At 72.3% G+C, this 22,070-nt stretch carries 20 protein-coding genes; 6 read left to right on the forward strand and 14 right to left on the reverse strand.

The features are described from left to right. Positions 1-61: 61 nt before the first annotated feature. Both ACFY9V_RS20295 and ACFY9V_RS20300 read right to left on the reverse strand, forming a co-directional pair. Positions 62-1,234 carry an acyl-CoA dehydrogenase family protein gene (locus ACFY9V_RS20295; protein WP_391051522.1) on the reverse strand — a complete coding sequence of 391 codons (1,173 nt, stop codon included), beginning with the start codon at positions 1,232-1,234 and terminating at the stop codon, positions 62-64. 139 nt (positions 1,235-1,373) lie between these two features. Beyond that, on the reverse strand, positions 1,374-2,618 hold the full coding sequence (locus ACFY9V_RS20300; RefSeq protein ID WP_391162250.1) for an LCP family protein: 1,245 nt from the start codon (positions 2,616-2,618) through the stop codon (positions 1,374-1,376). Between the two features lie 173 nt (positions 2,619-2,791). Here ACFY9V_RS20300 and ACFY9V_RS20305 point away from each other — a divergent pair, with 173 nt between their 5' ends. Continuing rightward, entirely contained in the window at positions 2,792-4,132 is a 1,341-nt protein-coding gene (locus ACFY9V_RS20305) for a UDP-glucose/GDP-mannose dehydrogenase family protein (protein WP_355350043.1), read from the forward strand. Positions 4,133-4,267: 135 nt separating this feature from the next. Here ACFY9V_RS20305 and ACFY9V_RS20310 read toward each other — a convergent pair whose 3' ends face one another. Next, on the reverse strand, positions 4,268-4,822 hold the full coding sequence (locus ACFY9V_RS20310; RefSeq protein WP_391162251.1) for a CGNR zinc finger domain-containing protein: 555 nt from the start codon (positions 4,820-4,822) through the stop codon (positions 4,268-4,270). A 154-nt stretch (positions 4,823-4,976) separates the two neighbouring features. Here ACFY9V_RS20310 and ACFY9V_RS20315 point away from each other — a divergent pair, with 154 nt between their 5' ends. Both ACFY9V_RS20315 and ACFY9V_RS20320 read left to right on the forward strand, forming a co-directional pair. Then, positions 4,977-5,345 carry a VOC family protein gene (locus ACFY9V_RS20315; protein WP_355347022.1) on the forward strand — a complete coding sequence of 123 codons (369 nt, stop codon included), beginning with the start codon at positions 4,977-4,979 and terminating at the stop codon, positions 5,343-5,345. Positions 5,346-5,686: 341 nt separating this feature from the next. Continuing rightward, a complete protein-coding gene (locus ACFY9V_RS20320) occupies positions 5,687-6,613 on the forward strand; it encodes a lysylphosphatidylglycerol synthase domain-containing protein (RefSeq protein WP_391162252.1) in 927 nt (308 codons plus the stop codon). A 24-nt stretch (positions 6,614-6,637) separates the two neighbouring features. Here ACFY9V_RS20320 and ACFY9V_RS20325 read toward each other — a convergent pair whose 3' ends face one another. From ACFY9V_RS20325 to ACFY9V_RS20335, 3 genes are all read right to left on the reverse strand, one after another. Beyond that, a complete protein-coding gene (locus ACFY9V_RS20325) occupies positions 6,638-7,831 on the reverse strand; it encodes a membrane dipeptidase (RefSeq protein ID WP_391162254.1) in 1,194 nt (397 codons plus the stop codon). 113 nt (positions 7,832-7,944) lie between these two features. Then, positions 7,945-8,484: a 5-(carboxyamino)imidazole ribonucleotide mutase gene (gene purE / locus ACFY9V_RS20330; RefSeq protein WP_355347013.1), complete on the reverse strand. Its 540-nt coding sequence runs from the start codon at positions 8,482-8,484 to the stop codon at positions 7,945-7,947. After that, entirely contained in the window at positions 8,477-9,610 is a 1,134-nt protein-coding gene (locus ACFY9V_RS20335) for a 5-(carboxyamino)imidazole ribonucleotide synthase (protein ID WP_391051693.1), read from the reverse strand. Before ACFY9V_RS20335 ends, purE begins: the two co-directional genes overlap by 8 nt. A 290-nt stretch (positions 9,611-9,900) precedes the next feature. On the opposite strand from ACFY9V_RS20335, the gene ACFY9V_RS20340 reads away from it, so the two are divergent. After that, on the forward strand, positions 9,901-10,467 hold the full coding sequence (locus tag ACFY9V_RS20340; protein ID WP_355347007.1) for a GtrA family protein: 567 nt from the start codon (positions 9,901-9,903) through the stop codon (positions 10,465-10,467). 111 nt (positions 10,468-10,578) lie between these two features. On the opposite strand, the gene ACFY9V_RS20345 is transcribed toward ACFY9V_RS20340, so the two are convergent. Together ACFY9V_RS20345 and ACFY9V_RS20350 are read right to left on the reverse strand one after the other, a co-directional pair. After that, the gene (locus tag ACFY9V_RS20345; RefSeq protein WP_391051534.1) at positions 10,579-11,847 is read right to left on the reverse strand and encodes an ATP-binding protein; all 1,269 of its coding nucleotides are present in this window, start codon (positions 11,845-11,847) and stop codon (positions 10,579-10,581) included. A gap of 12 nt (positions 11,848-11,859) precedes the next feature. After that, positions 11,860-12,534, reverse strand: a complete 675-nt coding sequence (locus ACFY9V_RS20350; protein WP_188285980.1) for a response regulator transcription factor — start codon at positions 12,532-12,534, stop codon at positions 11,860-11,862. A 242-nt stretch (positions 12,535-12,776) separates the two neighbouring features. Between ACFY9V_RS20350 and ACFY9V_RS20355 the strand changes: the two genes are divergently transcribed. Further along, a complete protein-coding gene (locus ACFY9V_RS20355) occupies positions 12,777-13,898 on the forward strand; it encodes an ImmA/IrrE family metallo-endopeptidase (RefSeq protein WP_391162255.1) in 1,122 nt (373 codons plus the stop codon). Then, complete coding sequence (locus tag ACFY9V_RS20360) at positions 13,895-14,446, forward strand: hypothetical protein (protein WP_391162256.1); 552 nt, start codon at positions 13,895-13,897, stop codon at positions 14,444-14,446. Before ACFY9V_RS20355 ends, ACFY9V_RS20360 begins: the two co-directional genes overlap by 4 nt. A 279-nt stretch (positions 14,447-14,725) precedes the next feature. Here ACFY9V_RS20360 and ACFY9V_RS20365 read toward each other — a convergent pair whose 3' ends face one another. The 6 genes from ACFY9V_RS20365 to ACFY9V_RS20390 all read right to left on the reverse strand — a co-directional run bounded on the left by ACFY9V_RS20365 (position 14,726) and on the right by ACFY9V_RS20390 (position 21,971). Beyond that, positions 14,726-16,132 (reverse strand): hypothetical protein, encoded by a 1,407-nt coding sequence (locus ACFY9V_RS20365; RefSeq protein ID WP_391162257.1) that lies wholly within the window; start codon positions 16,130-16,132, stop codon positions 14,726-14,728. Then, positions 16,129-17,439 carry a hypothetical protein gene (locus ACFY9V_RS20370; RefSeq protein WP_391162258.1) on the reverse strand — a complete coding sequence of 437 codons (1,311 nt, stop codon included), beginning with the start codon at positions 17,437-17,439 and terminating at the stop codon, positions 16,129-16,131. Before ACFY9V_RS20370 ends, ACFY9V_RS20365 begins: the two co-directional genes overlap by 4 nt. Position 17,440: 1 nt before the next feature. Then, positions 17,441-18,730, reverse strand: coding sequence for a WxL protein peptidoglycan domain-containing protein (locus ACFY9V_RS20375; RefSeq protein WP_391162259.1), 1,290 nt, complete (start codon positions 18,728-18,730; stop codon positions 17,441-17,443). Positions 18,731-18,874: 144 nt separating this feature from the next. Next, positions 18,875-20,236, reverse strand: a complete 1,362-nt coding sequence (locus ACFY9V_RS20380) for a beta-xylosidase (RefSeq protein WP_391162261.1) — start codon at positions 20,234-20,236, stop codon at positions 18,875-18,877. Positions 20,237-20,362: 126 nt separating this feature from the next. After that, entirely contained in the window at positions 20,363-21,106 is a 744-nt protein-coding gene (locus tag ACFY9V_RS20385) for a peptidase (protein ID WP_391162263.1), read from the reverse strand. A 361-nt stretch (positions 21,107-21,467) separates the two neighbouring features. Continuing rightward, positions 21,468-21,971 carry an ATP-binding protein gene (locus ACFY9V_RS20390; RefSeq protein WP_355346989.1) on the reverse strand — a complete coding sequence of 168 codons (504 nt, stop codon included), beginning with the start codon at positions 21,969-21,971 and terminating at the stop codon, positions 21,468-21,470. Positions 21,972-22,070 lie beyond the last annotated feature (99 nt).

Below are 22,070 nucleotides of genomic sequence, written 5' to 3' on the forward strand. Positions count from 1 at the left end.
CGAACCGCCCTCCCCCGTCACCCACTTCACCCCCGTCACCCGCCTATCACCACCCCCCGCCCTAGGGGAGGTTTCGCGCCATCACGATGCGCTGGACCTGGTTGGTGCCCTCGTAGATTTGGGTGATTTTGGCGTCGCGCATCATGCGCTCGACGGGGTAGTCGCGGGTGTAGCCGTAGCCGCCGAGGAGTTGGACGGCGTCGGTGGTGATGTCCATGGCGACGTCGGAGGCGTAGCACTTGGCGGCGGCGCCGAAGAAGGTGAGGTCTTCCTCCTTGCCGCCGGCCGAGACGCGTTCTGACCTGGCGGCGGCGGCGTAGGTGAGCTGGCGGGCGGCTTCGAGCTTCATGGCCATGTCGGCGAGCATGAACTGGATGCCCTGGAATTCGGCGATGGCCTTGCCGAACTGCTGGCGCTCCTTGACGTAGCCCTTGGCGTAGTCGAGGGCGCCCTGGGCGATGCCGATGGCCTGGGCGGCGATGGTGACGCGGGTGTGGTCGAGGGTCCTCATCGCGGTGGCGAAGCCGGTGCCCTCGGCGCCGATCATGCGGTCGGCGGGGATGCGGACGTTGTCGAAGTAGACCTCGCGGGTCGGGGAGCCCTTGATGCCGAGCTTCTTCTCGGGGGCGCCGAAGGAGACGCCCTCATCGCCCTTCTCGACCACGAACGCGGAGATGCCCTTGGAGCGCTTGTCGGGGTCGGTGACGGCCATGACCGTGTAGAACTCGGAGACGCCCGCGTTGGTGATCCAGCGCTTGACGCCGTTGAGGACGAAGGTGTCGCCGTCGCGTACCGCGCGGGTCTTCATGCCCGCCGCGTCCGAGCCGGCCTCGGGCTCGGACAGCGCGTACGAGAACATGCCCTCCTTGCGCGCCAGGGCGCCGAGGTACCTCGTCTTCAGCTCCTCGGAGCCGGAGAGCTGTACGGGCAGCGAGCCGAGCTTGTTGACCGCGGGGATGAGGGAGGAGGAGGCGCAGACCCGCGCCACCTCCTCGATCACGATGACCGTGGACAGCGCGTCCGCGCCCGGGCCGTCGTACGCCTCGGGGACGTGGATCGCGTGCAGGTCGTTGGCCTCCAGCGCGTCACGGGCCTCCTGCGGGAAGCGGCCGTGCTCGTCCACCTCGGCCGCGAACGGCGCGATCTTCGCCTCCGCGAGGGAGCGGACCGCGTCCCGGAGCATGTCGTGCTCCTCGGACGTACGGAAAAGGTCGAAGTCGGAGGATCCGGCCAAGGTGTCTCACTCCCCGAGTGCAGCGCTAACTACCGTTAAGTAACCCAATGATCCTAGGCCCGCGCCCGCGGCGCCACCTACGTGACGTTCATGACACCCGCGGAACACCGCACGACACACCACAACGCCCCGCAACGCCTCACGACACCTTGTCGCCGAGCCGGTCGACGGTGTTGTTCGCGAGGTAGTCGCTCATCGTGTCGTTGCGGAGCGCCTGCCACAGCTCGGAGGAGCCGTTGGCGTCCAGCAGCACCACGGACTGCTTCTTGATGGTGTCGAAGCCGGAGATCGGCGCGTTCATGAACACCATGTCCGAGGAGCGCACATCGCGCATGTTCCACACCAGGTCGCGCAGATCGCCGTTGGACAGCCTGTCGTCCACGCTCACCACGGACGTCACCTGGTCCAGGGTCCGCTTCAGCTTGAGGGGGTTGGAGAAGGTGCCGCCGGAGAGCATCTTGGACAGCACGGCCCGCAGGAAATTCTGCTGCCGGTGCGTACGGTCCAGGTCGCCGCGCGGCAGGCCGTAGCGCTCGCGCACGTAGTCGAGGGCGTCGTCGCCGTTCATGTGGTGGGGGCCGGCCGTCCAGACCCCGCCGGGGCCGTTGCGGCGGTCGACCGTCTTGTCGACGGTGATGTCCACGCCGCCGACCGCGTTGGTCAGATTCTTGAAGCCGCTCCAGTCGATCACCGCGAGGTGGTCGACCTTCACCTTGGTGAGCCGCTGCACGGTGTCGATCAGCAGCGGCGGGCCGCCCCAGGAGAAGGCCGCGTTCAGCTTCGCCTGGCCGTGGCCGGGGATGCTCACCCAGGAGTCGCGCGGCAGCGAGACGACGTACGCGTGTTTGTGGTCGGCGGGCAGGTGCACGAGCATCATCGTGTCGCTGCGCTGGGCGCCCGGCTTCCACTCCGGCGCCTTGGCGTTCTTGCCGGTGGTCGGCAGGTCGGACCTGGCGTCCAGGCCGACCAGCAGGAAGGTCTGGCTGCCGCTCTTGGACGCCTGCGGCTGCGCGGCGGCCGGTACGTCGGTCGGGAAGGCGTTCGGGATGCGCTCGACGCGGCCGGTGTAGTGCTGGAAGGCCCAGTAGGCGGTGCCGACGACCAGCAGCACACCGGTGCAGAGCAGGATCACGGCCGCGTACAGCACGCGGCGGGTACGGCGGCGCCGCCGGGTCTTGCGCGCCGGGCTGTCGGGGCCGTCAGGACCGTCGGGCGCGAGACCGTCGTCCGCATCCGGCTCAAGTGCCGACTCCGGCTCCGGCTCGGACCCCGGCTCGCGCTTGACGGCCGATATCCGCCCCGATATCCGCCCCGGTATCCCCTCCGGTTCCGGCGACCGCCCCTCGTCCGGCCCCCGGTCCCGCCGCTGATCCGGCGTAGTCACGTCCGTTCCGGTCGGGACCGTCCCCTCGTCCGTCCCGCCGCCTCTGCCGCTCGCGTCACCCACGATTGCACCCCACCCCTCGACCCACCCCTTGGATATCTGCACGCATTGTGGACCCCCGGCCCCCCGACCACCCACTATTTGGTCCGCGCGGTCCCTACTATGCTCTGCGCATGCCTCTGAAGCTCACCGTCATCGGCACCGGTTATCTCGGCGCCACCCATGCCGCCGCGATGGCCGAGCTCGGTTTCGAAGTGCTCGGCCTCGACATCGTGCCGAGCAAGATCGAGATGCTGTCGCAGGGGCGCGTCCCCATGTACGAGCCGGGCCTGGAGGAACTGCTCGCGAGACATGTGGCCGGGATCGAGGGCTCCAGCGGGCGGCTGCGCTTCACCACCTCCTGGGAGGAGGTCGCCGAGTTCGGCGACGTCCACTTCGTCTGCGTGAACACCCCGCAGAAGCACGGCGAGTACGCCTGCGACATGAGCTACGTGGAGAACGCCTTCTCCTCGCTGGCCCCGCATCTGCGGCGCCCCGCGCTGGTGGTCGGCAAGTCCACCGTGCCGGTGGGCAGCGCGGCCGGGCTGGCGGAGCGGCTGCGCGAGACGGCCCCGGCGGGCGCGGACGCGGAGCTGGCGTGGAACCCGGAGTTCCTGCGCGAGGGCTTCGCGGTGCAGGACACGCTGCACCCGGACCGGATCGTGATCGGCGTGACCAGCGAGCGCGCCGAGTCACTCCTGCGGGAGGTTTACGCCGGACCGCTCGCAGAAGGCACGCCGTTCATCGTCACGGACTACCCGACGGCCGAACTCGTCAAGACCGCGGCCAACGCCTTCCTCGCCACCAAGATCTCCTTCATCAACGCCATGGCCGAGGTCAGCGAGGCGGCGGGCGGCGATGTCGCCAAGCTCGCCGAGGCGATCGGGCACGACGACCGGATCGGCCACAAATTCCTCAGGGCCGGGATCGGCTTCGGCGGCGGCTGTCTGCCCAAGGACATCCGCGCGTTCATGGCGCGCGCCGGTGAGCTGGGCGCCGACCAGGCGCTGACGTTCCTGCGCGAGGTCGACTCCATCAATATGCGGCGCCGCACCAGCATGGTGGAGATGGCCCGCGAGGCGGTCGGCGGGAGCCTGCTCGGCCGCCGGATCGCCGTGCTGGGCGCCACCTTCAAGCCGGACTCCGACGACGTCCGCGACTCCCCCGCCCTCAATGTGGCGGGCCAGATACACCTCCAGGGCGGCCAGGTCACGGTCTACGACCCGAAGGGCATGGAGAACGCCAAGCGGCTCTTCCCGACCCTGCGTTACGCCCCCACGCCGCTGGACGCCGTCCGCGGCGCCGACCTCGTACTGCACCTGACCGAGTGGCGGGAATTCCGCGAGCTGGACACCGCCGCCCTCGCCGACGTGGCCCGCGAGCGGCACATCCTCGACGGCCGCAACGCGCTCGACCCCGCGGTCTGGCGCAAGGCCGGCTGGACCTACCGCGCGATGGGCCGCCCCTCCGCGTAACCGACGACACCCGCGGGGCCCGTACGCGACACCACCGCGTACGGGCCCTCGTACGTGCGCACGTACGAGGGCCCGTCAGCACGGGCCGCCGTACGGGCCGTCGTACCGGAAGGGAACGGCCGGGCGTCACGAGCCTCAGCGCGTACGGCTGCGGTACGCCCGCATCTTGGCGCGGCTGCCGCAGATCGCCATCGTGCACCAGCGGCTGCGGCCCGAGGGGCTGCGGTCGTAGTAGACCCACCGGCAGGTGTCGGCCGCGCACGCCTTGAGGCGGGGCCAGGTGCCGTCCGCGACGGCCGAGACGATGGCGGCGGCGACGCGGGCGGTGAGGGCCGGGGGTCCGGTCAGGCCGGGGGCGGGGCGTACGGCGGCGGCGCCCTCGGTATCGACGGTCAGACGCAGCGGCGCGCGGGACAGCAGGCGTTCCAGCGCCTCCAGGGTGGCGGGCGGTACGTCGACGCCCGCGTGGGCCTGGCAGACGTCGCGCAGCGCCTCGCGCAGGACCAGGACGTCGGCGAGCCCTCCGGGGCTGAAGCCGGGCCCCTCGATGCCGCGCTCCCCCGCCCAGGCGGCCAGCTCCGCCGGGGTGCGCAGCGCGTCGTCGCCGCTCTCCAGGTCCACGGTGTTGACCAGGTCCTGGACCAGCCGCAGCGGTCCAGGCGCGGGACTGCGTTCTCCGGGCTGCTCCACCCTTGAAACGTTACCGCCACTCCGCCATGATGAAGTAACCGTTACCGGCTGAGACCGCTGTACTGGTAACCGCTGTACTGGTCACCGCTAACCGCTGTCCGGCGACCACGGCACCGGCCGGTGGCACGGCAGCCCACCACGAGAGGAATCCGTCATGATCGGCACCTTGGGCGCGGTCGTCCTGGACTGTCCCGACCCGCGCGCGCTGGCCGCCTTCTACGCCGAACTGGTCGGCGGCACGGTCGACGCGTCGGAGGACGACTGGGTCGACCTCAACCGCGAGGACGGCCAGCGCCTGTCCTTCCAGCTCGCCCCGGCCCACCGGGCGCCCCGCTGGCCCGACCCCGAGCGCCCCCAGCAGTTCCACCTCGACATCGCTGTGGAGCGCGCCGCGATGGACAGCGCGGAGAAGCAGGTGCTCGCGCTGGGCGCGACGCTCCTGGAGGGCGACCTGGACGGCGCGCGCAACTGGCGCGTGTACGCGGACCCCGCCGGGCACCCGTTCTGCCTCTGCGCCTGCTGAACGGCCGCCGTCCCCCGGCGGCCCCGCCGCCGTCGCCCCGCGGTCACCGCTCCGCCCCCTGGTCATCGGCCGTCCGACGCCCGGCCGTATTCCGGCCGTTGCATCCTGCTCGCGGTACTACGATCCGGTAGGCGCGTGACTGGCGGGGACGACCGAGAGCGGTGGCCATGCTCCGAACTCCACTGCGGCTGCGGGCATCCCTGCGACGACCACCGGGGGAAGCCGCACCACTGGAGCAGCGAGAACGAATACATCAGGGGGACGAGGGGCGGGAAGAGCGGGACGCCGACGAGGGGGACGCCGGGGAAGCGGCCGGGCGACCGGCCCGCAGGCGTACGCGGGTGCCGTGGCGCACCCTCGCCGGGCTCATACCCGTGCTGCTCGTCGGCGGCTGGGTGTCGCAGCACTGGTCGCTGATCGAGACCGGCTGCCGTGACCTGCTGGCCGCCAACCGTGGCTGGCTGCTGGCCGCGCTCGCGGCGACCGGCCTCGGCTGGGTCGCCAACGCCGTGGCCCGGCAGGGCACCGTGCTCGAACCGCTGCCGCCCGCCCGCCTGTTGGCCACGCAGTTCGCCGCGTCGGCCGCGGGACAGCTCGCCCCCGCCGGGATCGGCGCGAGCGCGGTCAATCTGCGCTTCCTGCGCACCCAGGGGCTTCCGCTGCTCCGCTCGTCGGCCGCCCTCGCGCTGTACTCGCTGGCGGAGTCCGTCGGCCGGGTGACGCTGCTGCTGGTGCTGCTCGCGCTCTTCCCGCACGCGCTGCACCTGCGCGGCCTGCTGCCCGACGGCAACGCGCTGCTGCTCCTCGGGCTGCTGGCCGTTCTCGTGCTCGGCGCGGCGGCGCTCGCGCTGGCGCTGCTCCGGCCGCTGCGCCGTACGACCCGCGACTTCCTGGCGGCGGCGCTCACCGACGCCCGCACGCTGCACACCCGGCCGTCCCGCGCGCTCGCGCTGTGGGGCGGCTCGCTGGCCTTCCCCGCGCTCCAGGCCGCCGGTCTCGCCGCGGTCACGCTCGCGCTGGGGATACCGGTCTCCGCCGCGCACGTCGCGCTCGCGTATCTGCTCGCCACGTGTCTGGCGGCGGCCGTGCCGACGCCCGGCGGGATCGGGTCGGTCGACGCGGCGCTCGCCCTGGCCCTGGTGGCGGCGGGCGCCTCGACGACCGCCGCCGCCTCCGCCGTGCTCGGCTACCGCATCGTCACGGTCTGGCTGCCGCTGGTGCCCGCCGCGCTGACGCTGGGCGCGCTGGTGCGGCGCAAGGTGCTCTGAGCGGGCGTTTTCGCGTCCACGGGGTCAGGCGCGCGGGCCGTCCAGGGCCGCGATCGTCGCCGTCGAGGGGCCGCGCCGGGCGCGGATCGACGCGGCGGCCGACTCGGCCTCGCGCAGCACCCGTACCGCGTTCTGCCAGGTCAGCTTGGCGATGTCCGGGTCGGACCAGCCGCGGGTGAGCAGTTCGGCGATCAGGTGCGGGTAGCCGGAGACGTCGGCGAGGCCGTCGGGGGTGAAGGCCGTGCCGTCGTAGTCGCCGCCGATGCCGATGTGGTCGACGCCCGCGACGGCCCGCATGTGGTCGAGGTGGTCGGCGACGGTGGCCGCGGTGGCGACCGGGCGCGGGTGGGCGGCCTCGTACGCGCGCTGCACGGCCATGCCGTCCGGGGTGGTGTCGAGGTGGTGCAGGCCGTGGGCGCGCATGTTCTCGTCGGCCGCCGCGGTCCACTCGATGGCGGCGGGCAGGATGAACTTGGGCACGAAGGTCGCCATCGCGACACCGCCGTTGGCGGGCAGCGCGGCCAGTACGTCGTCGGGGATGTTGCGCACGTGGTCGCAGACGGCGCGGGACGAGGAGTGCGAGAAGAGCACCGGGGCCTCGGCGACCCGCAGCGCGGCGCGCATGGTGTCGGGCGAGACGTGGGAGAGGTCCACCAGCATCCCGAGCCGGTTCATCTCGCGCACGACCTCCTCGCCGAAGGCGGTGAGACCGCCCGCGACGGGCTTGTCGGTCGCCGAGTCCGCCCACGGGGTGTTGTCGTTGTGCGTGAGCGTCATGTAGCGGACGCCGAGGTCGTACAGGCCGCGCAGCGTCCCCAGCGAGCAGTCGATGGAGTGGCCGCCCTCGGCGCCCATCAGGGAGGCGATCCTGCCCTCGGAACGGGCGGTCTCCATGTCGTCGGCGGTCAGCGCGAGCCGCAGGTCGGCCGGGTAGCGGTCGGCCAACCGCCGTACGACGTCGATCTGTTCGAGCGTCGCGGTGACGGCCTCGCCGCCGGTCAGCTCCACCGACACGTACACCGACCAGAACTGCGCGCCGACGCCGCCCGCCCGCAGCCGCGGGATGTCGGTGTGCAGCCGGTCGCTCTGGTCGGCGGCGATGTCGAGCCGGTCGAGGTCGTACGCCACCTGCTCGCGCAGCGCCCACGGCAGGTCGTTGTGCCCGTCCACCACGGGGTGGGCGGCGAGCAGTTCGCGGGCGTGCGTCAGGTGGTCCACGTCGTACCTCCGGGTGGGGAGCGGGTGTTGGCGTCGGCGGCCGGGAGCCGAGGGCGGCGGGCCTTGCGGGCCTTGCGGGGCTTGCGGGCCTACGGGCTTACGCGCCTTGCGGGTCAGAAGCCGAAGCCGCCCGCGCCCTTCGCCTTCGCGCGCAGCCGCTTGCCCTTCTCCGTCGCCTGCTCGTTGAGCGACTGCTGGAACTCCCGCATCCGGGTGAGGAGTTCGGGGTCGTGGGCGGCGAGGATGCGGATGGCGAGCAGCCCGGCGTTGCGGGCGCCCGCGACCGAGACGGTGGCGACCGGGACGCCCGCGGGCATCTGGACGATGGACAGCAGCGAGTCCATGCCGTCGAGGTACTTCAGCGGCACGGGCACGCCGATGACCGGCAGCGGGGTGACGGAGGCGAGCATGCCGGGCAGGTGGGCGGCGCCGCCCGCGCCCGCGATGATGGTCTTCAGGCCGCGGCCGTCGGCCTGCTCGCCGTACGCGATCATCTCGTGCGGCATGCGGTGCGCGGAGACCACGTCGACCTCGTAGGGCACCTCGAACTCGTCGAGGATCTGCGCGGCGGCCTCCATGACCTCCCAGTCGGAGTCCGAGCCCATCACGACGCCCACCAGCGGGCTCCCGGCGGAAGCGGCGGGGTTACTCATCGATCGTTCCTCGCAGATAGTCGGCCGCGTGCCGGGCGCGCTCGCGCACGTCCGCCAGGTCGTCGCCGTAGGTGTTGACGTGGCCGACCTTACGGCCGGGCTTCACGTCCTTGCCGTACATGTGGATCTTCAGACCCGGGTCGCGGGCCATGCAGTGCAGGTAGGCCGCGTACATGTCGGGGAAGTCGCCGCCGAGCACGTTGGCCATGACCGTCCAGCGGGCGCGCGGGCGCGGGTCGCCGAGCGGCAGGTCGAGGACGGCGCGCAGGTGGTTGGCGAACTGCGAGGTGACGGCGCCGTCCATGGTCCAGTGGCCGCTGTTGTGCGGGCGCATCGCCAGCTCGTTCACGAGGATGGCGGAGCTGCCGTCGGCCGCGCGGGTCTCGAACAGCTCCACGGCGAGGTGGCCGACCACGCCCAGCTCGCGCGCGACGGTCAGCGCGAGCTGCTGGGCCCGCGCGGACAGGGCGTCGGACAGGCCGGGCGCGGGCGCGATCACGGTGTCGCACACCCCGTCGACCTGGACGGACTCCACGACCGGGTACGCGACGGCCTGGCCGTGCGGCGACCTGACGACATTGGCGGCCAGCTCCCGTACGAAGTCCACCTTCTCCTCGGCGAGCACCGGGACGCCCGCGCGGAAGGGCTCGGCGGCGTCGGCCTCGGAGCGGGCGATCCACACGCCCTTGCCGTCGTAGCCGCCGCGCACGGTCTTCAGGACCACGGGGTAGCCCCCGGCCTGCTCCTCGGCGAACCGGGTGACGTCGGCGGGGTCGGTGACGATGCGGTTGACCGGGCAGGGCACGCCGATCTCGGCGAGGCGGGCGCGCATGACGCCCTTGTCCTGGGCGTGCACCAGCGCGTCGGGCCCCGGGCGTACGACGACGCCGTCCGCCTCCAGGGCGCGCAGGTGCTCGGCCGGTACGTGCTCGTGGTCAAAGGTCAGCACGTCGCACCCCTGGGCGAAGGCCCGCAGGGTCGCGAGGTCCCGGTAGTCACCCACGGTCACGTCGGCGACCACCTGGGCCGCCGAGTCCTGAGGGGTGTCGCTGAGAATCCTGAACCTGACGCCGAGCGGGATGCCCGCCTCGTGGGTCATGCGGGCGAGCTGGCCGCCGCCGATCATGCCGACTACCGGGAATGTCACGTTTTTTCCTGCCGGAGGTGCGCGGGCTGGTACTCGTAGGGGGTGCCACCAGGGTATCCGCCACGCGGGGACACGAATGACCGGCTCCGATCGACGTAGCTCCGTACGGCACGGTTAACATGTGGTGGAGACAACACGGAGACACGGGGCGACACGCAGCGACACCGACCGTGCCCCCTCGGCACCCGGTTTCTCAGCGGATTCCACCCCGTTCCCACCCATGACGGCACCCGCCCCCCACCTTCCACAGACAGGGCCGAGCGATCACCATGAGCGGACTGCGAGAGCTGCGTTCCCGACTGCGGCTGTTGTACCGCGAGATCGCGAAGTTCGGGGTCGTCGGCGCCGCCGGTGTGCTGGTCAACATCGGGGTGTTCAACCTGGTGCGGCACAGCACCGAGCTCCAGACCGTACGGGCCAGCATCCTGGCGACCGTGGTGTCCATCGCCTTCAACTACGTGGGCTTCCGGTACTTCACCTACCGTGACCGCGACAAGGCGGGCCGCACGAAGGAGCTCAGCCTCTTTCTCTTCTTCAGCGCCATCGGCCTGGTGATCGAGAACGGCGTGCTCTACACGGCGGTGTACGGCTTCGGCTGGGACAGCTCGCTCCAGGCCAACATCTTCAAATTCGTCGGCATCGGCGTGGCCACGCTCTTCCGCTTCTGGTCCTACCGGACCTGGGTCTTCCGGGCGCTGCCCGCGCGCGAGGCCGTGGAGCAGGCCGAGGCGTTCCTGGCCGACGGCAAGGGGCCGAAGGCGTCCGGTGCGACCGCCAGCGCCGCTGTCAGGGCCCGGCAGGCCGCGGCGGCCAGGGAAGACGACCGCTTCAACTGAGCGGCTTCTCTTCCGGGGAGCGGCTTCTCGTCGCGCTCGACCGGGCCGCTTCTCTTCCGGTCGCTTCTCTTCCGGCCGTTTCTTTTCCGGCCGCCTCAGCTCACGGCGTCCTCAGCTCACGACGTCCGCGCGGGGCGGCGGTGACGGGATCTCGCGGGACAGGAAGAGCGCGAAGACCGGGGGCCGCTGCTGGAGCAGTTCCAGCCGTCCGCCGTCCGCCTCCGCCAGGTCGCGGGCGACCGCGAGGCCGAGCCCGGTGGAGTTGCGCCCGCTGACCGTCCGCTCGAAGACCCGCCCGCCGAGGTCCGGCGGCACGCCCTGCCCGTCGTCGGTGACCTCCACGACGGCCTGGTTGCCGGTGACGCGGGTGTGCAGGGTGACGGTGCCCGCGCCGTGCATCAGCGAGTTCTCGATCAGCGTGGCGAGCACCTGCGCGACCGCGCCGGGGGTGCCGACCGCGCGCAGCCCCCGGGTGCCGGAGCGCGCGATGGTCCGGTTCTCGTTCTGGTACGCGGGCCGCCACTCCTCGACCTGCTGCTTGATCACCTCGTCGAGGTCGAAGTCGACGGCGGAGCCGCTGCGCGGGTCGCGGGCGTTGGTCAGCAGCCGCTGCACGACGTCGGTGAGCCGCTCGACCTGGCCGAGCGCGATCGTCGCCTCCTCCTTGACCGCCTCCTGGTCGTCGGCGGTCGCCACGATCTCCTCCAGCCGCATGGACAGCGCGGTCAGCGGCGTACGGAGCTGGTGGGAGGCATCGGCCGCGAGCCGTCGTTCGGCGGTGAGCATCCGGCCGATCCGGTCGGCGCTGGCGTCCAGGACGTCGGCGATCCGGTCCAGTTCCGGGACGCCGTAGCGGCGGTGCCGGGGGCGCGGGTCGCCGGAGCCGAGCCGCTCGGCGGTCTCGGCGAGATCGGTGAGCGGGCTGACCAGCCGGCGGGCCTGGAGGACGGCCAGTATCACGGCGGCCAGCACCGCGAGCAGCGCGACCGCCAGGATCACCAGCAGGGTGCGGCCGATCTCCTGGCTGACCTTGGAGCGCGGCTCCTCGACCAGCACCTTCTCGCCGTGGCCGCCGGACTGCCGGGACGCCAGCACCCGCCCCTTGGGCTTGTCGCCGAGCGTGACCTCGGGGTGGCCGGGCACCTGCACCACCGCGTAACGGTCGGCGGCGATCTGCCGGTCCAGGCCCTTGGCGGTGATGCTCTCCCCCGCCAGGATGCGGTTCTCCACGATGCCGACCAGGCGCACCGCCTCGGAGTCCACGCTCTCCTGGGCGCTGCTCTCGATCGTCCGGGTCTCCACGATGACCAGGGAGATCCCGAAGACGGCGATCACGACGAGCACCACGGCCAGCGTGGAGGAGATCAGACGGCGGCGCATGGAGCCAGCGTGTCAGTTCTTCTCGAACCGGAAGCCGACGCCGCGCACGGTGGAGATGTAGCGGGGGCTGGCCGCGTCGTCGCCGAGCTTCTTGCGCAGCCACGAGATGTGCATGTCCAGCGTCTTGGTCGAGGACCACCAGGTGGTGTCCCAGACCTCGCGCATGAGCTGCTCCCGCGTGACGACACGGCCCGCGTCGCGTACGAGCACGCGCAGCAGGTCGAACTCCTTGGCGGTGAGCTGGAGCTCGTCGTCGCCCATCCACGCCCGGTGCGACTCGACGTCGATCCGGACGCCGTGGGTGGCGGGCTGGGTGGACTCGGTGGTGCCGCGGCGCAGTAGCGCCCGCACCCGGGCCAGCAGCTCCGCCAGGCGGAACGGCTTGGTGACGTAGTCGTCCGCGCCGGCGTCCAGGCCGACGACGGTGTCGACCTCGTCGGCCCGCGCGGTGAGGACCAGCACCGGGAAGGTGTGTCCCTCGGTACGGATCCTGCGGCACACATCGAGGCCGTCCATGCCGGGCAGGCCCAGGTCGAGCACCACCAGATCGACGGCGCCGAGCAGTGCCGTCTCCAGAGCGGTGGGTCCGTCCTCGCGCACCTCGACCTCGTAGCCCTCTCGGCGCAGTGCGCGCGCGAGCGGTTCCGAGATGGATGCGTCGTCCTCGGCGAGAAGTACGCGGGTCATGGGCTTGATGGTAGTCCGCACCGGGCGCCGGGGAGGCGGTGGTACGAAGAGCCGCCCCACGCCACCCGCCGCGCCCCCTGCGGCGGCCGGATTCCAAGGGCCGCAGGAGGGTTTACGACGAGGGGCGAAGACGGCAGAGGAACGCGCGAGCGGGACCGCATCACATCGGAAAAGGCCGGCGCTCCCGGCCGGTGGGCCTCGCCCGCTGGTTTCAGCCCTTCGCGTTGTGCGATATTGGAACAATGGATGAGTGGACGTGGGCCGACGTAGGCGCGAGAGTCGCAGAGGCACGGTCCGTCCGTGGCTTCAGCCAGGAACAACTGGCGGAGACCACCGGCATGGACCGGTCCGCCATCGCGAAGATCGAAGTCGGCGGGAGAAAGCTGAACTCGCTTGAACTGGCGGCCATCGGTACCGCGCTGGACCGGCCCCTGTCATGGTTCGTCACTCCACCCGCGCCGGTCGTGGCCAGCAGGCGTGCCCAGCCGACGCAGCGGGACGACAGAGCAGGCGAGTACGAACTGGAGGACTGTCTGCGTGATCTGCGTACGCTGGTCGACGCCGCGGTCCTCGGGACGGCCAGCCGCGGTGAACCGGTCGCTCCCTTCACCGCCGACGACGCCCCGGCCGTCCTCGCGGCCGCGAGCGATGCCCGGTCCCGGCTGGGAGCAGACCCCGGCAAGCCGCTTTTGAACCTGGCCAACTGTGTGGAGCGGACAGGTCTTTACGCCTGGTCCACCCCGATCGGGCCGCAGGGGGTCGATGGGTGCTACGCGGCCCTGGGCGACCTCGGAGTCGCCGTCATCAACAGCACCCTGGACGCGGGCCGACGACGCAGCACCCTGGCCCATGAATTCGGGCACCACATCCTCGCCGACGCCTACTCCGCCGACTGGGGCGTCGACACCAGCGACCACGAACGTGCCATCGACGCTTTCGCCGCAGCCCTCCTTTTCCCGCCTGGTGCCACCGACCGCTACCGGCAACTGCGCGAGGAGCACAGACTGCGTCCGGCCGTCATCGTCCTGGCAGCCGAGTACCGGGTGAGTTGGTCCGTGGCCCTGCGCCAACTGCGCGGCTACGAAGCGATCGACAGCGACGAGTACCGCAGCCTCGATCGAAGCTCACCCACGCGCGCCGACTACATGGAGGCGGGGATACAGGTCGTGGAAGAACTGCCCGAGGGCCATGTGCCCACCGGTGTCAGAGCGGCAGCCGTGCACGCCTACCGGACCTACAAGATCTCCGCCACCCGCTCCCTTGAGATCATCCGGGACAAGCAACTGCACAGGGAAGACCTCGGCCAGCCCCACCCGGTTCCGCTGGAGGCGCTGCGCGGGGAAGTCGGAGCCTTCCTGCCATGACGGACACGAGCCTGGTGTTCGACAGCTCGCCGCTGAACTATTTCGCCCGTTCCGGTCAACTGGAGGTGCTGGCGAAACTCGTCGAAGGCCGAACCTGCCTGCTGACCAACGCCGTCGCGCACGAGATCCGGCGCGGAGCCGCCCGCCACAGCCGTCTGCACCTGGTGGGAGCCCAGGTGTGGCTGACCGAATCCAACGACGATTCGCTGGAATTCCTCGCATTGTTCAGTGCGTTCCACAACCGTCTCGGTGGCGGCACGGGAGACACCAAGGACCTTGGTGAAGCAGCCACTCTCGCTTACGCCCAACTACACGGGTGCACCGCCGTCATCGACGACCGGGCCGGTCGGAACGTCGCGATCGCCCATGGGGTACCGGTTTCGACTACGCTCCAACTGATCTGCCACGGCCTGCGCGGCGGCCTCCTCACGGAGCACCAAGCCTGCGCGGTCGTCGACGCGTTACGGGACGCGGAGGCGTTTCTGCCGTGCGACGGCTCGGACTTCATCGAGTGGGCCAGAGCCGAAGGACTGCTTGATCCCATCTGACCGGGACGAAAACTTCAGCGGGCGCTCCCGCGGAACCTCGCTTGACGGGCAGTCACAACCGAATCGGCCGGATCGTTCGACGCCGTGTCGGCACAGTCGTGTTCCCAACTGTCCGAGCACCGCCTGCGACACCCTCGCCGCTGAAGCCGTACTCGACGGCGCGCTCACACAGCCGCCCGTAGCGCCGGTCCGGTGTTCACGTCGGCCGACGCTACGTGATCCCGCGGGCCGCGACAACAGCCCGTCGCCCGGCTGATGTCGCGGCCCGTCCTGCGCGGGTCAGCGGCGGAGGAAGCGGCGCCAGGGGGTGAAGGTGAGGACGGCGGCGCCGAGGAGGAGGGCGGTGGCGGCGACGTAACCGAGGGCGCGGAGGGGGCCGTTGGCGTCGGAGCCGGTGGCGGCGAGGTCGCCGCCCGTGGTGGAGCCGGTGGTGGAGCCGGTCGTGCTCGAACCGCCGGTCGTGGAGCCGGTGGTGCCGCCGGTGGTCGTGGAGCCGGTCGTGCCGCCGCCGGGGGCGGCGGTGGTGTCGAGGGTGAGGGAGACCGGGGCGGCCTTCGTGGGCGTGCAGGTGGCGACGGCGGTGCCGCCGTCGGTGAGTTTGATGACGAGAGTGCCGGGGCTCAGCCCGACCTTGCCGGTTTTGCCGGGCACGAAGCGGCCCTTGATGTCGTCGATGGTGATGGGCGCGTTCTGGGCGAAGGCGGTGCTGTTCGGGGAGCCGGTGAGCGTGAGGGAGCCGGTCTGGGCACCGCTGAGCAGCACGGTGATACTCGGTGTGATCATGCCCTTGCTGATCGGACTCGGGCTGTCCATCACGCTGTTGCCGAACTTCACGGTGAGGTCGTAGCCGGAGGACGCCTTCGCCGCGTCGATCTCGACCTTCGAGGTGGCCGACTTGTCACCGATCAGCGTCTTGCAGGCGTACGGCACGTCCACGGACGTCCCCTTGAACGAGGTGCCGCCCGTCCCGCCGCCTGTCCCACCGGACGTGCCGCCGGACGTGCCTCCGGACGTGCCTCCGGATGTGCCTCCGGTGGTCGTACCGCCCGAGGTTGTCGTGCCGCCCGTGGTCGTACCGCCCGTGGTCGTACCGCCCGAGGTCGTCGTGCCGCCCGTCGTCGTACCGCCGGAAGTCGCGTCCCCCTCCGTCACCTTGATCGTGGTGGCGACCGGCACGGCGGCCGTGGGGGTGCAGACGGTGTCGGTGGAGATCGGGTAGCTGACGTTGATGGTGTAGGCGCCCGGGGAGAGGGTGATGTCACCGGCCTTGGTGAGCTTGAGGGTGCCGGTCATGTCGGAGAGCTTCATTTCGCTGTTCTTGGGGATGGCCGGATTCCGGCGCGGTCCCTGGACGTCGAGGGTGCCGGTCTGGGCGCCGCCGAGGGTGACCTTGCCGGACGGCTGCACCTTGTCGGCGGGCAGGTCGATGATGTCGGGGTTCTTGGAGGCGGCCTGGACGGTCTTCCAGGTGACGGTGACCGTGTCGCCGACCTTGGCGGTGGCGGGTGCGGTGATGTCGGCCTTGGTGGTGCCGTCGATGGGGCCGAGTCCTGACGCGGCCGGGGGCACGCACCTGGTCGCGAAGTCGGATTCCGCGGCGTGCGCGGCCCCCGCGGTCATCAGCACCGATCCGCCGCCGAGCAGCAGGGCGGCCACGGCCGCGGACGCGCTTCGTCGTATGGTCATGGGCTTCCTTTCGAAGGGGGGCTCGGGGCGGGGCTCTCGTCGGAGCAGGACCCGGACCCGGGCCCGGGCCCGGGCCCGGAGCCGGACCCCGAGTCGAAGTCGGAGTCGGAGGAGCGCGGCGGCACGGAGCCGCGCAGAGCGGGCAGGGCGCCGTGGGTGAACCAGGGCAGCGGGCCCGCGTCCGGCGCGTACGAGGGCGGCGGGGGCGCGGAGGCGGGTGGCGGCGGTCCGGGCGGCGCGTGGCGTCCGAGCGGGACGGCGGCCTTCAGCGGCAGGTGGGCCAGTACGGTCGCCGGGTGCCACGCGGGCCGCCCGCCGGGCACGGCGGCCACCGCGCCGGGCCTGAGCCGGTCGACCGCCAGCATCCCGAGCCGGAAGACGGCGGCCGGGACGACCAGGAAGAGCAGGATCCAGAAGAGGGTGACGCCCCACGGCCGCCCGACCGACCACGCCTCGGTGACCAGCACCTTTCCGCCGTAGCGCAGTTGTACGGTGTACGCGCCGTGCGCGCCGGAGCCCAGCTCCACCGGGAAGCCGATCCGCTGTTTCCCGCCGGGCGCGACCGTGCCGTGCCACTGCTGGCGGTCCCACTGGGGTGCGTAGACGCCGTGCGAGGCGCCGACGTCGAAGGCCGGGTCCTTGACGGCGCCCGAGCCCAGATTGCCGACGGTGAACACGAGCGTGCGGTGCGCGGGCGCGCCGAACCAGGTGAGCAGTCCGCCGCCGCCGCGCAGCCGCGCGGTCAGTACGGCGAGCCTGCCGGTGCCGGTCCGCGCGGGCAGCGGCGCGGTGGGTTGTCCTGTGACCGTGAACGGCGCGTCCACGGTGAGCTGTTCACCGGTCACCGTGGACACGTGGATGACGCAGGGGCACGGCTTCGGCGGCGCCACGACCGGCAGCCGGCGGCTGAACTTCCCCGCCGCGTCGGTGGTGACGGCCCGGCCGGAGGCGTTGGCGCAGGAGTTGGTGCCGCCGATCGCGTCCTGGCCGCAGAGCAGGATGGCCAGCAGGGTGCCGGGTTTCCAGCCCGCGCCGATCACGGTGACGTCGCCGCCGGGGCGGGCCGCGCCGGGGTGCGCCACGACGGTCGGCGCCGTGGCGGCGGCGGGCGCGCGGAGCACGGCGGAGTCGGCGGGCACGCGGAGTACGGCGGAGTCGGCGGGCGCGCCGAGCGCTGCCGGTGCCGCGACGGCCGAACCGGCCGTCAGGACAAGGGCGGTGACGAAGGCGAGGACCGGCCGCCGGAGCCGTGCCCGCCGCCCGAGGCCCAACCGCCGTCCCAGGAGCCCGCTTCGCGTCGCCCGCACGTCAACTCCCGCCCGTCGGCGCGCCGATGACGGCGGTGCCGGGCCCGGAGTCCGCGCCCGTATCCGCACCCGAGTCGGTGTCCGTGTCGGTGTCCCCGCCCGTGCCCGCACGCGGACCGGGGCCCGTGTACGTATCCGAAGCGTCCGGCACCGCGTCCGGCCCTGCGCCAGGTGCCGCCTCAGCGGCTTCCGCCGCCGGGTGCCGCGACCGCCGGCGGCGTACGTACCAGGCGGCCGACACCGCGAGTCCGGCCAGGACGAGCGCCACCGCGAGCCAGGGTGCGACGAGGTACGAGGCGGTGCCGCGCTCGTCGACGCCGCCGGTCGCGGTGCTGACGGTCAGCCGGACCGAGACGCGGTCGAAGGCCGGGGCGCCCGCCCACTTCTCGGTGAGGCTGACCTGCTGTCCCGGCAGGAGTTCGAGGGGCAGGTCGCGGGCCGGGCGGTTGAGCAGGGTGCGGCCGAACAGGCCGGTGGCCTTGACGGCCAGGCGCGGCGAGAGGGTGACATTGCCGCGGTTGACCAGCGTGTAGTGGATGGTGGCGGCCGTGCTGCCGGTGCCGGGAAGCAGCGGGTCGCCGTGGCTGACGGTGAGGTGTTCGACGGAGAGCGCGGCCAGGCTCGGCCCGCCGACCCGCAGGTAGACGCGCGCGCCGACCGCCCGGCGCACGCCGACCGCGACCCTGCCCGAGCCCTCGTCGGTCCGGGTGTCCAGGGCGACGATCGCGCCGGGGTGGTCGCCGGGCGAGGCGTTGGCCGGGACGGCGAGGGTGAACGGGATGTCGGCGCGGGTGCGCGGCGGCACGGTCAGCGTGGTCTTGGCGAGCCGGATCCAGGTGCCGACGTCGCGGTTGGTCTCGTCGGGGCCCCGGACGGCGAAGCCGCCGTCGCGCGGGGTGTTGTACGCGTCGGCGCCGTAGAGCCTGAAGGTCATCGGCGCGGTGGAGAGGTTGGAGACCGACACCTTGTCCTTGACGGTGGTGCCGGGGTCGGCCTGGAGGGTGAAGAACTGCCGTTCCTGGCCGGTGGCACTGGGGTCGGCGGCGCCCGCGGCGGGGGCGGGGAAGACCGACCAGCGCCCGTTGTCGGCGGCGCCGGCCGGTCCCGCCGCCGGACCGAGGAGAGCGGCGAGGCCGACCGCCACGACGGCCCCGGTCGCGGTGAGCGCGCGCAGGCCCGTGGCCGCCGCGGACCGTGCCCGCGCCCGCGCCCGTCCGCGAGGAAGTACGCCCGGAGGTGTGCCCGCAGGTGTGCCCGCGAGCACGTCCGGAAGCGGCGGACGGGGCCGCACGCGTATCCGCGTACGCGTCCGCGCGTCGGCCCCGACCCGGGCGGCGCGCGGGCGGGACCGGGACGGCAGCGGTGACCACGACCGTGCTCGCGACCACGACATCCTCGTCAACTCCCTCGGTCGGCAGCAGTATCTGACTGTGCGTCAGGTCAGGGTCAGGGTCAAGACTCCCGAGTAGGTTCCGGCGGGGCTGAACCGCGGAATGTCGAGTGAGAGACCGGCGTCGACGGTGAACTCGCCGCCGGTCGCCGCGGCGTCGGGCGCGGAGGCCAGGGTGGCTCCCGTACTGCCGACGGAACCGGCGCTGCCCGCCGCGCAGTTGCTCGGGCTGCCCGTCGCGGTCGCGCAGGCGGGTGTCCAGCCGAGCCTGTCCGCGCCGATCCGCGACCCGTCCGGGCCGGTGAAGTCGCTGACCTTGCCGGTGAGCGACCAGCCGGTGGAGCCGCCGCGGAAGTCCGTGACGGTGACGGTCCTGAGCGCGCCGCTGGACGTGCCGCCCGCGCCGAAGTCGACGGGCGTCATGGTGACCGTGTCACCGGCCTGCGTCATCGACAGCGTGCCCGGGACGACCGACGCCGTGACCTTCTGCGCGCCGGGCGGTACGGGGGTGTCGTCATTGACGGTGTACGCGGCGGGTCCGGCGGCGGTCGCGGGGTCGTACGCGCCGCCCTCGTACGCCACGATCCCGGTGGTCGCGGGGTCGTTGACGGTGAGCGACGCCGTGAAGCCGCCGTAGGAGTCGGCGGTGGCCGTCGTACGGTCGGCTGTCTCGTCGGCGCCGGAGCGGCCCGCGATGGTGACGGTGGCGCCCTCGGTGAAGTGGCTGCCGGTCACCCTCACCGCCGCGCCCGGGTCGCCGGACGCCGAACTCAGCGCGATGGCCCGGTTGTTGGTCGGCACCGAGCCGCTCGCCGTGACCGTCTCGGAGACCGGCGCGGGCGGATTCGTCACGGTGCAGACGGTGTCCAGCTCCAGGATGTAGCTGGTGTGGATGGTGTAGTCGCCGGGCGACAGCGTGATCGTGCCCGCCGCGGTGGCGGTGAAGCTGCCGTGCATGACCAGCGCGGGGAAGGCGCCCTTGCCGGGGATCGGCGGGTTGCTCTTGGGGCCGTCCACCGTGACGGCGCCGGTCTGCGCGCCGCCGAGCACCACGACGGCGTGCGGTGTGACCACGTCGGCGGGCAGGGCGATGTCGGTCGGGTTGCTCGCCGCGGCCCGGCTGAGCGTGTAGGTGACGTGGACGGTGTCGCCGACCTTCGGCGTCGCGTCGTCCACGGTGACCGTGGCGGTGGACGTGCCGTCGATGGGCGGCAGCCCGGCGACGGCCGGCGGGACGCAGTGCGTGGCGAAGTCGACCGGGGTGTTGGCGTGCGCCGAGGCGGCGAGCACCGTCCCGCCGCCGACGACGAGCGCCGCCGTACCGACGACCGCCACGAGCCGGCGCGCGACGGTGGCTGGTCTTCGTGGACCTCGGCGGCCCGGCGCCCTGCGCGAATGAGCGTTCATATCGTCCCCTTGATCCGTATTCGTGACGCGGCGTCCCATTTCCCGCGCCGACGGTGGCCATTGAGGCCGGGCGGTCAAGAGAAGTCAATGGAGAGCGCCGACCGTATGTGACGATCTGTCAGATCGTCAGACGCGGCGCCGGGTGCGGCGGGTCAGCCAGAGCGCGCCACCGGCCCCGAACAGCAGCACCGTGCCGCCGAGGGTGCCGAGGGCGACCACGCCGTCGTCGGAGCCGGTCTGCGCGAGGTTGCCGCTCGAACCTCCGCTCGTACCGCCGGAACCCGACGAGCCGCCGGAGCCCGTCGTACCGCCGGACGCGCTCGACCCGCCAGAACCGCTCGATCCGCCGGAACCGCTCGATCCGCCCGCCGCCTTGACGGTGAGGGTGAGCGACACCCCCGGCTTGGGATCGGCCGTGCAGGTCGTCGTCGTGCCCAGCGCCAGGATGGTCAGCACGCCGGGCGTGAAGGTGACCTTGCCGCTCGCCTTCGGGGTGTACGTGCCCGACAGATCGGTGATCTTGATCGGCGTGTTGGCCGGGATCGGGGCCGGGTTGGACGGTCCCGTCACCGTGAGCGAACCGCTGTCCGCGCCGCCGAGCAGGATCGTCGCGTGCGGGTTCATCGCCCCCTTGCCCAGCTCGATCGGACTGGACGAGACGCCCTTCTGGAAGGTCATCTTCAGGCGGTACGACGAGCCGCTGGGCGTGGCCGCGATGTCGATCGGCGAGACCGCGCTCTTGTCGCCGATCGGCGTCTTGCAGTGGTAGTTGACGTTCACCGTGGCCGCCTGCGCGGCTGGGGCGCCGGTCATGACGACCGCCCCCGCCGCTATCCCGGCCACCACGAAACCCGCCCTGGTCCTGCTCATCGGCCCATCTCCCTCCGCCGCCACCCGCACCGGCAGATCTGACGGCACATCAGATTTGGCGTGAGGGTACGCCGGTGAGGTCGGAGAGGGAAGAGAGGCGTCGCACCGACGGAAACCGGGCGCGCGAAGGCGGACCCGCAGGCGCGCGAAGGCGCGCGTGGGCGTACGGGAGCAGGCGTGCGCGGAGGAGGGCGAGCTCGGGCGTACAGACGGCGAGCGCGCGTACGGAAGCACGTGTGCGCGGACGGGAACGCGTCAGGGCGGGCGCGTACCGGTGCGGGCGTACGGGCGCGGCCGTACGGAACGATCCGCCGCGACCGGGAGAGGTCCGGTCGTGGCCGCCGGGCGGCGGCCGTCGCGGTTACGCCGGTGCGGCCAGTTCCGCCCAGACCGTCTTGCCGGGCCGGTCGGCCTCGCGGATCACGCCCCAGTCGAGGCAGAGCCGCTGCACGATGAACATGCCGTGGCCGCCGGGGCGGCCCGCGCGGTGCGGGGTACGGGGCGACGGCTCGCCCGGGCCGCTGTCGACGACTTCGAGACGCAGCGACTTGGGGTTGCGGCGCAGCCGCAGCTCGTCGGGGCCGCCCGCGTGCAGGCAGGCGTTGGTGACCAGCTCGGAGACGACCAGCAGCACGTCCTCGGCGGCGGCTCTGCGGTCCGCGCTCGCGGCGGGCAGCCAGCCCCAGTCGCGCAGTGCCTGCCGGGTGAAGTCACGGGCGCGCGGAACAATGCCGCTCTCGCCCGACAGCGCCAGCTTCCGCACCGGTTCGTCGGGACCGGCCCGCTCGGGCGCCGACACGTCGGACTCACCCTCGCCCGAATCCGAGCCGCGGTCGTCCGCAGCGTAAGGCCGGGTGGTGCTCATCAGCGCCTCACCTCACGGATGTCCAACAGGTGTCCGTCGGTCTTCTTCCCGGTCGATCTCCGGGAACACGTCTGGGAGCCCACCAAACATCGTCCCGCA

The sequence above is a fragment of the Streptomyces sp. NPDC008317 genome (assembly GCF_042955955.1).
Classification (GTDB): Bacteria; Actinomycetota; Actinomycetes; order Streptomycetales; family Streptomycetaceae; genus Actinacidiphila.

Excerpts from the sequence above, each read along its gene's own strand:
- ACFY9V_RS20345 (WP_391051534.1), bottom strand. The coding sequence starts at position 11,847 with ATGCGCCGCCGTCTGATCTCCTCCACGCTGGCCGTGGTGCTCGTCGTG.
- ACFY9V_RS20305 (WP_355350043.1), top strand. The coding sequence starts at position 2,792 with ATGCCTCTGAAGCTCACCGTCATCGGCACCGGTTATCTCGGCGCCACC.
- ACFY9V_RS20385 (WP_391162263.1), bottom strand. The coding sequence starts at position 21,106 with ATGAGCAGGACCAGGGCGGGTTTCGTGGTGGCCGGGATAGCGGCGGGG.
- ACFY9V_RS20315 (WP_355347022.1), top strand. The coding sequence starts at position 4,977 with ATGATCGGCACCTTGGGCGCGGTCGTCCTGGACTGTCCCGACCCGCGC.
- ACFY9V_RS20390 (WP_355346989.1), bottom strand. The coding sequence starts at position 21,971 with ATGAGCACCACCCGGCCTTACGCTGCGGACGACCGCGGCTCGGATTCG.
- ACFY9V_RS20350 (WP_188285980.1), bottom strand. The coding sequence starts at position 12,534 with ATGACCCGCGTACTTCTCGCCGAGGACGACGCATCCATCTCGGAACCG.
- ACFY9V_RS20355 (WP_391162255.1), top strand. The coding sequence starts at position 12,777 with ATGGATGAGTGGACGTGGGCCGACGTAGGCGCGAGAGTCGCAGAGGCA.
- purE (WP_355347013.1), bottom strand. The coding sequence starts at position 8,484 with ATGAGTAACCCCGCCGCTTCCGCCGGGAGCCCGCTGGTGGGCGTCGTG.
- ACFY9V_RS20340 (WP_355347007.1), top strand. The coding sequence starts at position 9,901 with ATGAGCGGACTGCGAGAGCTGCGTTCCCGACTGCGGCTGTTGTACCGC.
- ACFY9V_RS20335 (WP_391051693.1), bottom strand. The coding sequence starts at position 9,610 with ATGATCGGCGGCGGCCAGCTCGCCCGCATGACCCACGAGGCGGGCATC.
- ACFY9V_RS20380 (WP_391162261.1), bottom strand. The coding sequence starts at position 20,236 with ATGAACGCTCATTCGCGCAGGGCGCCGGGCCGCCGAGGTCCACGAAGA.
- ACFY9V_RS20360 (WP_391162256.1), top strand. The coding sequence starts at position 13,895 with ATGACGGACACGAGCCTGGTGTTCGACAGCTCGCCGCTGAACTATTTC.
- ACFY9V_RS20365 (WP_391162257.1), bottom strand. The coding sequence starts at position 16,132 with ATGACCATACGACGAAGCGCGTCCGCGGCCGTGGCCGCCCTGCTGCTC.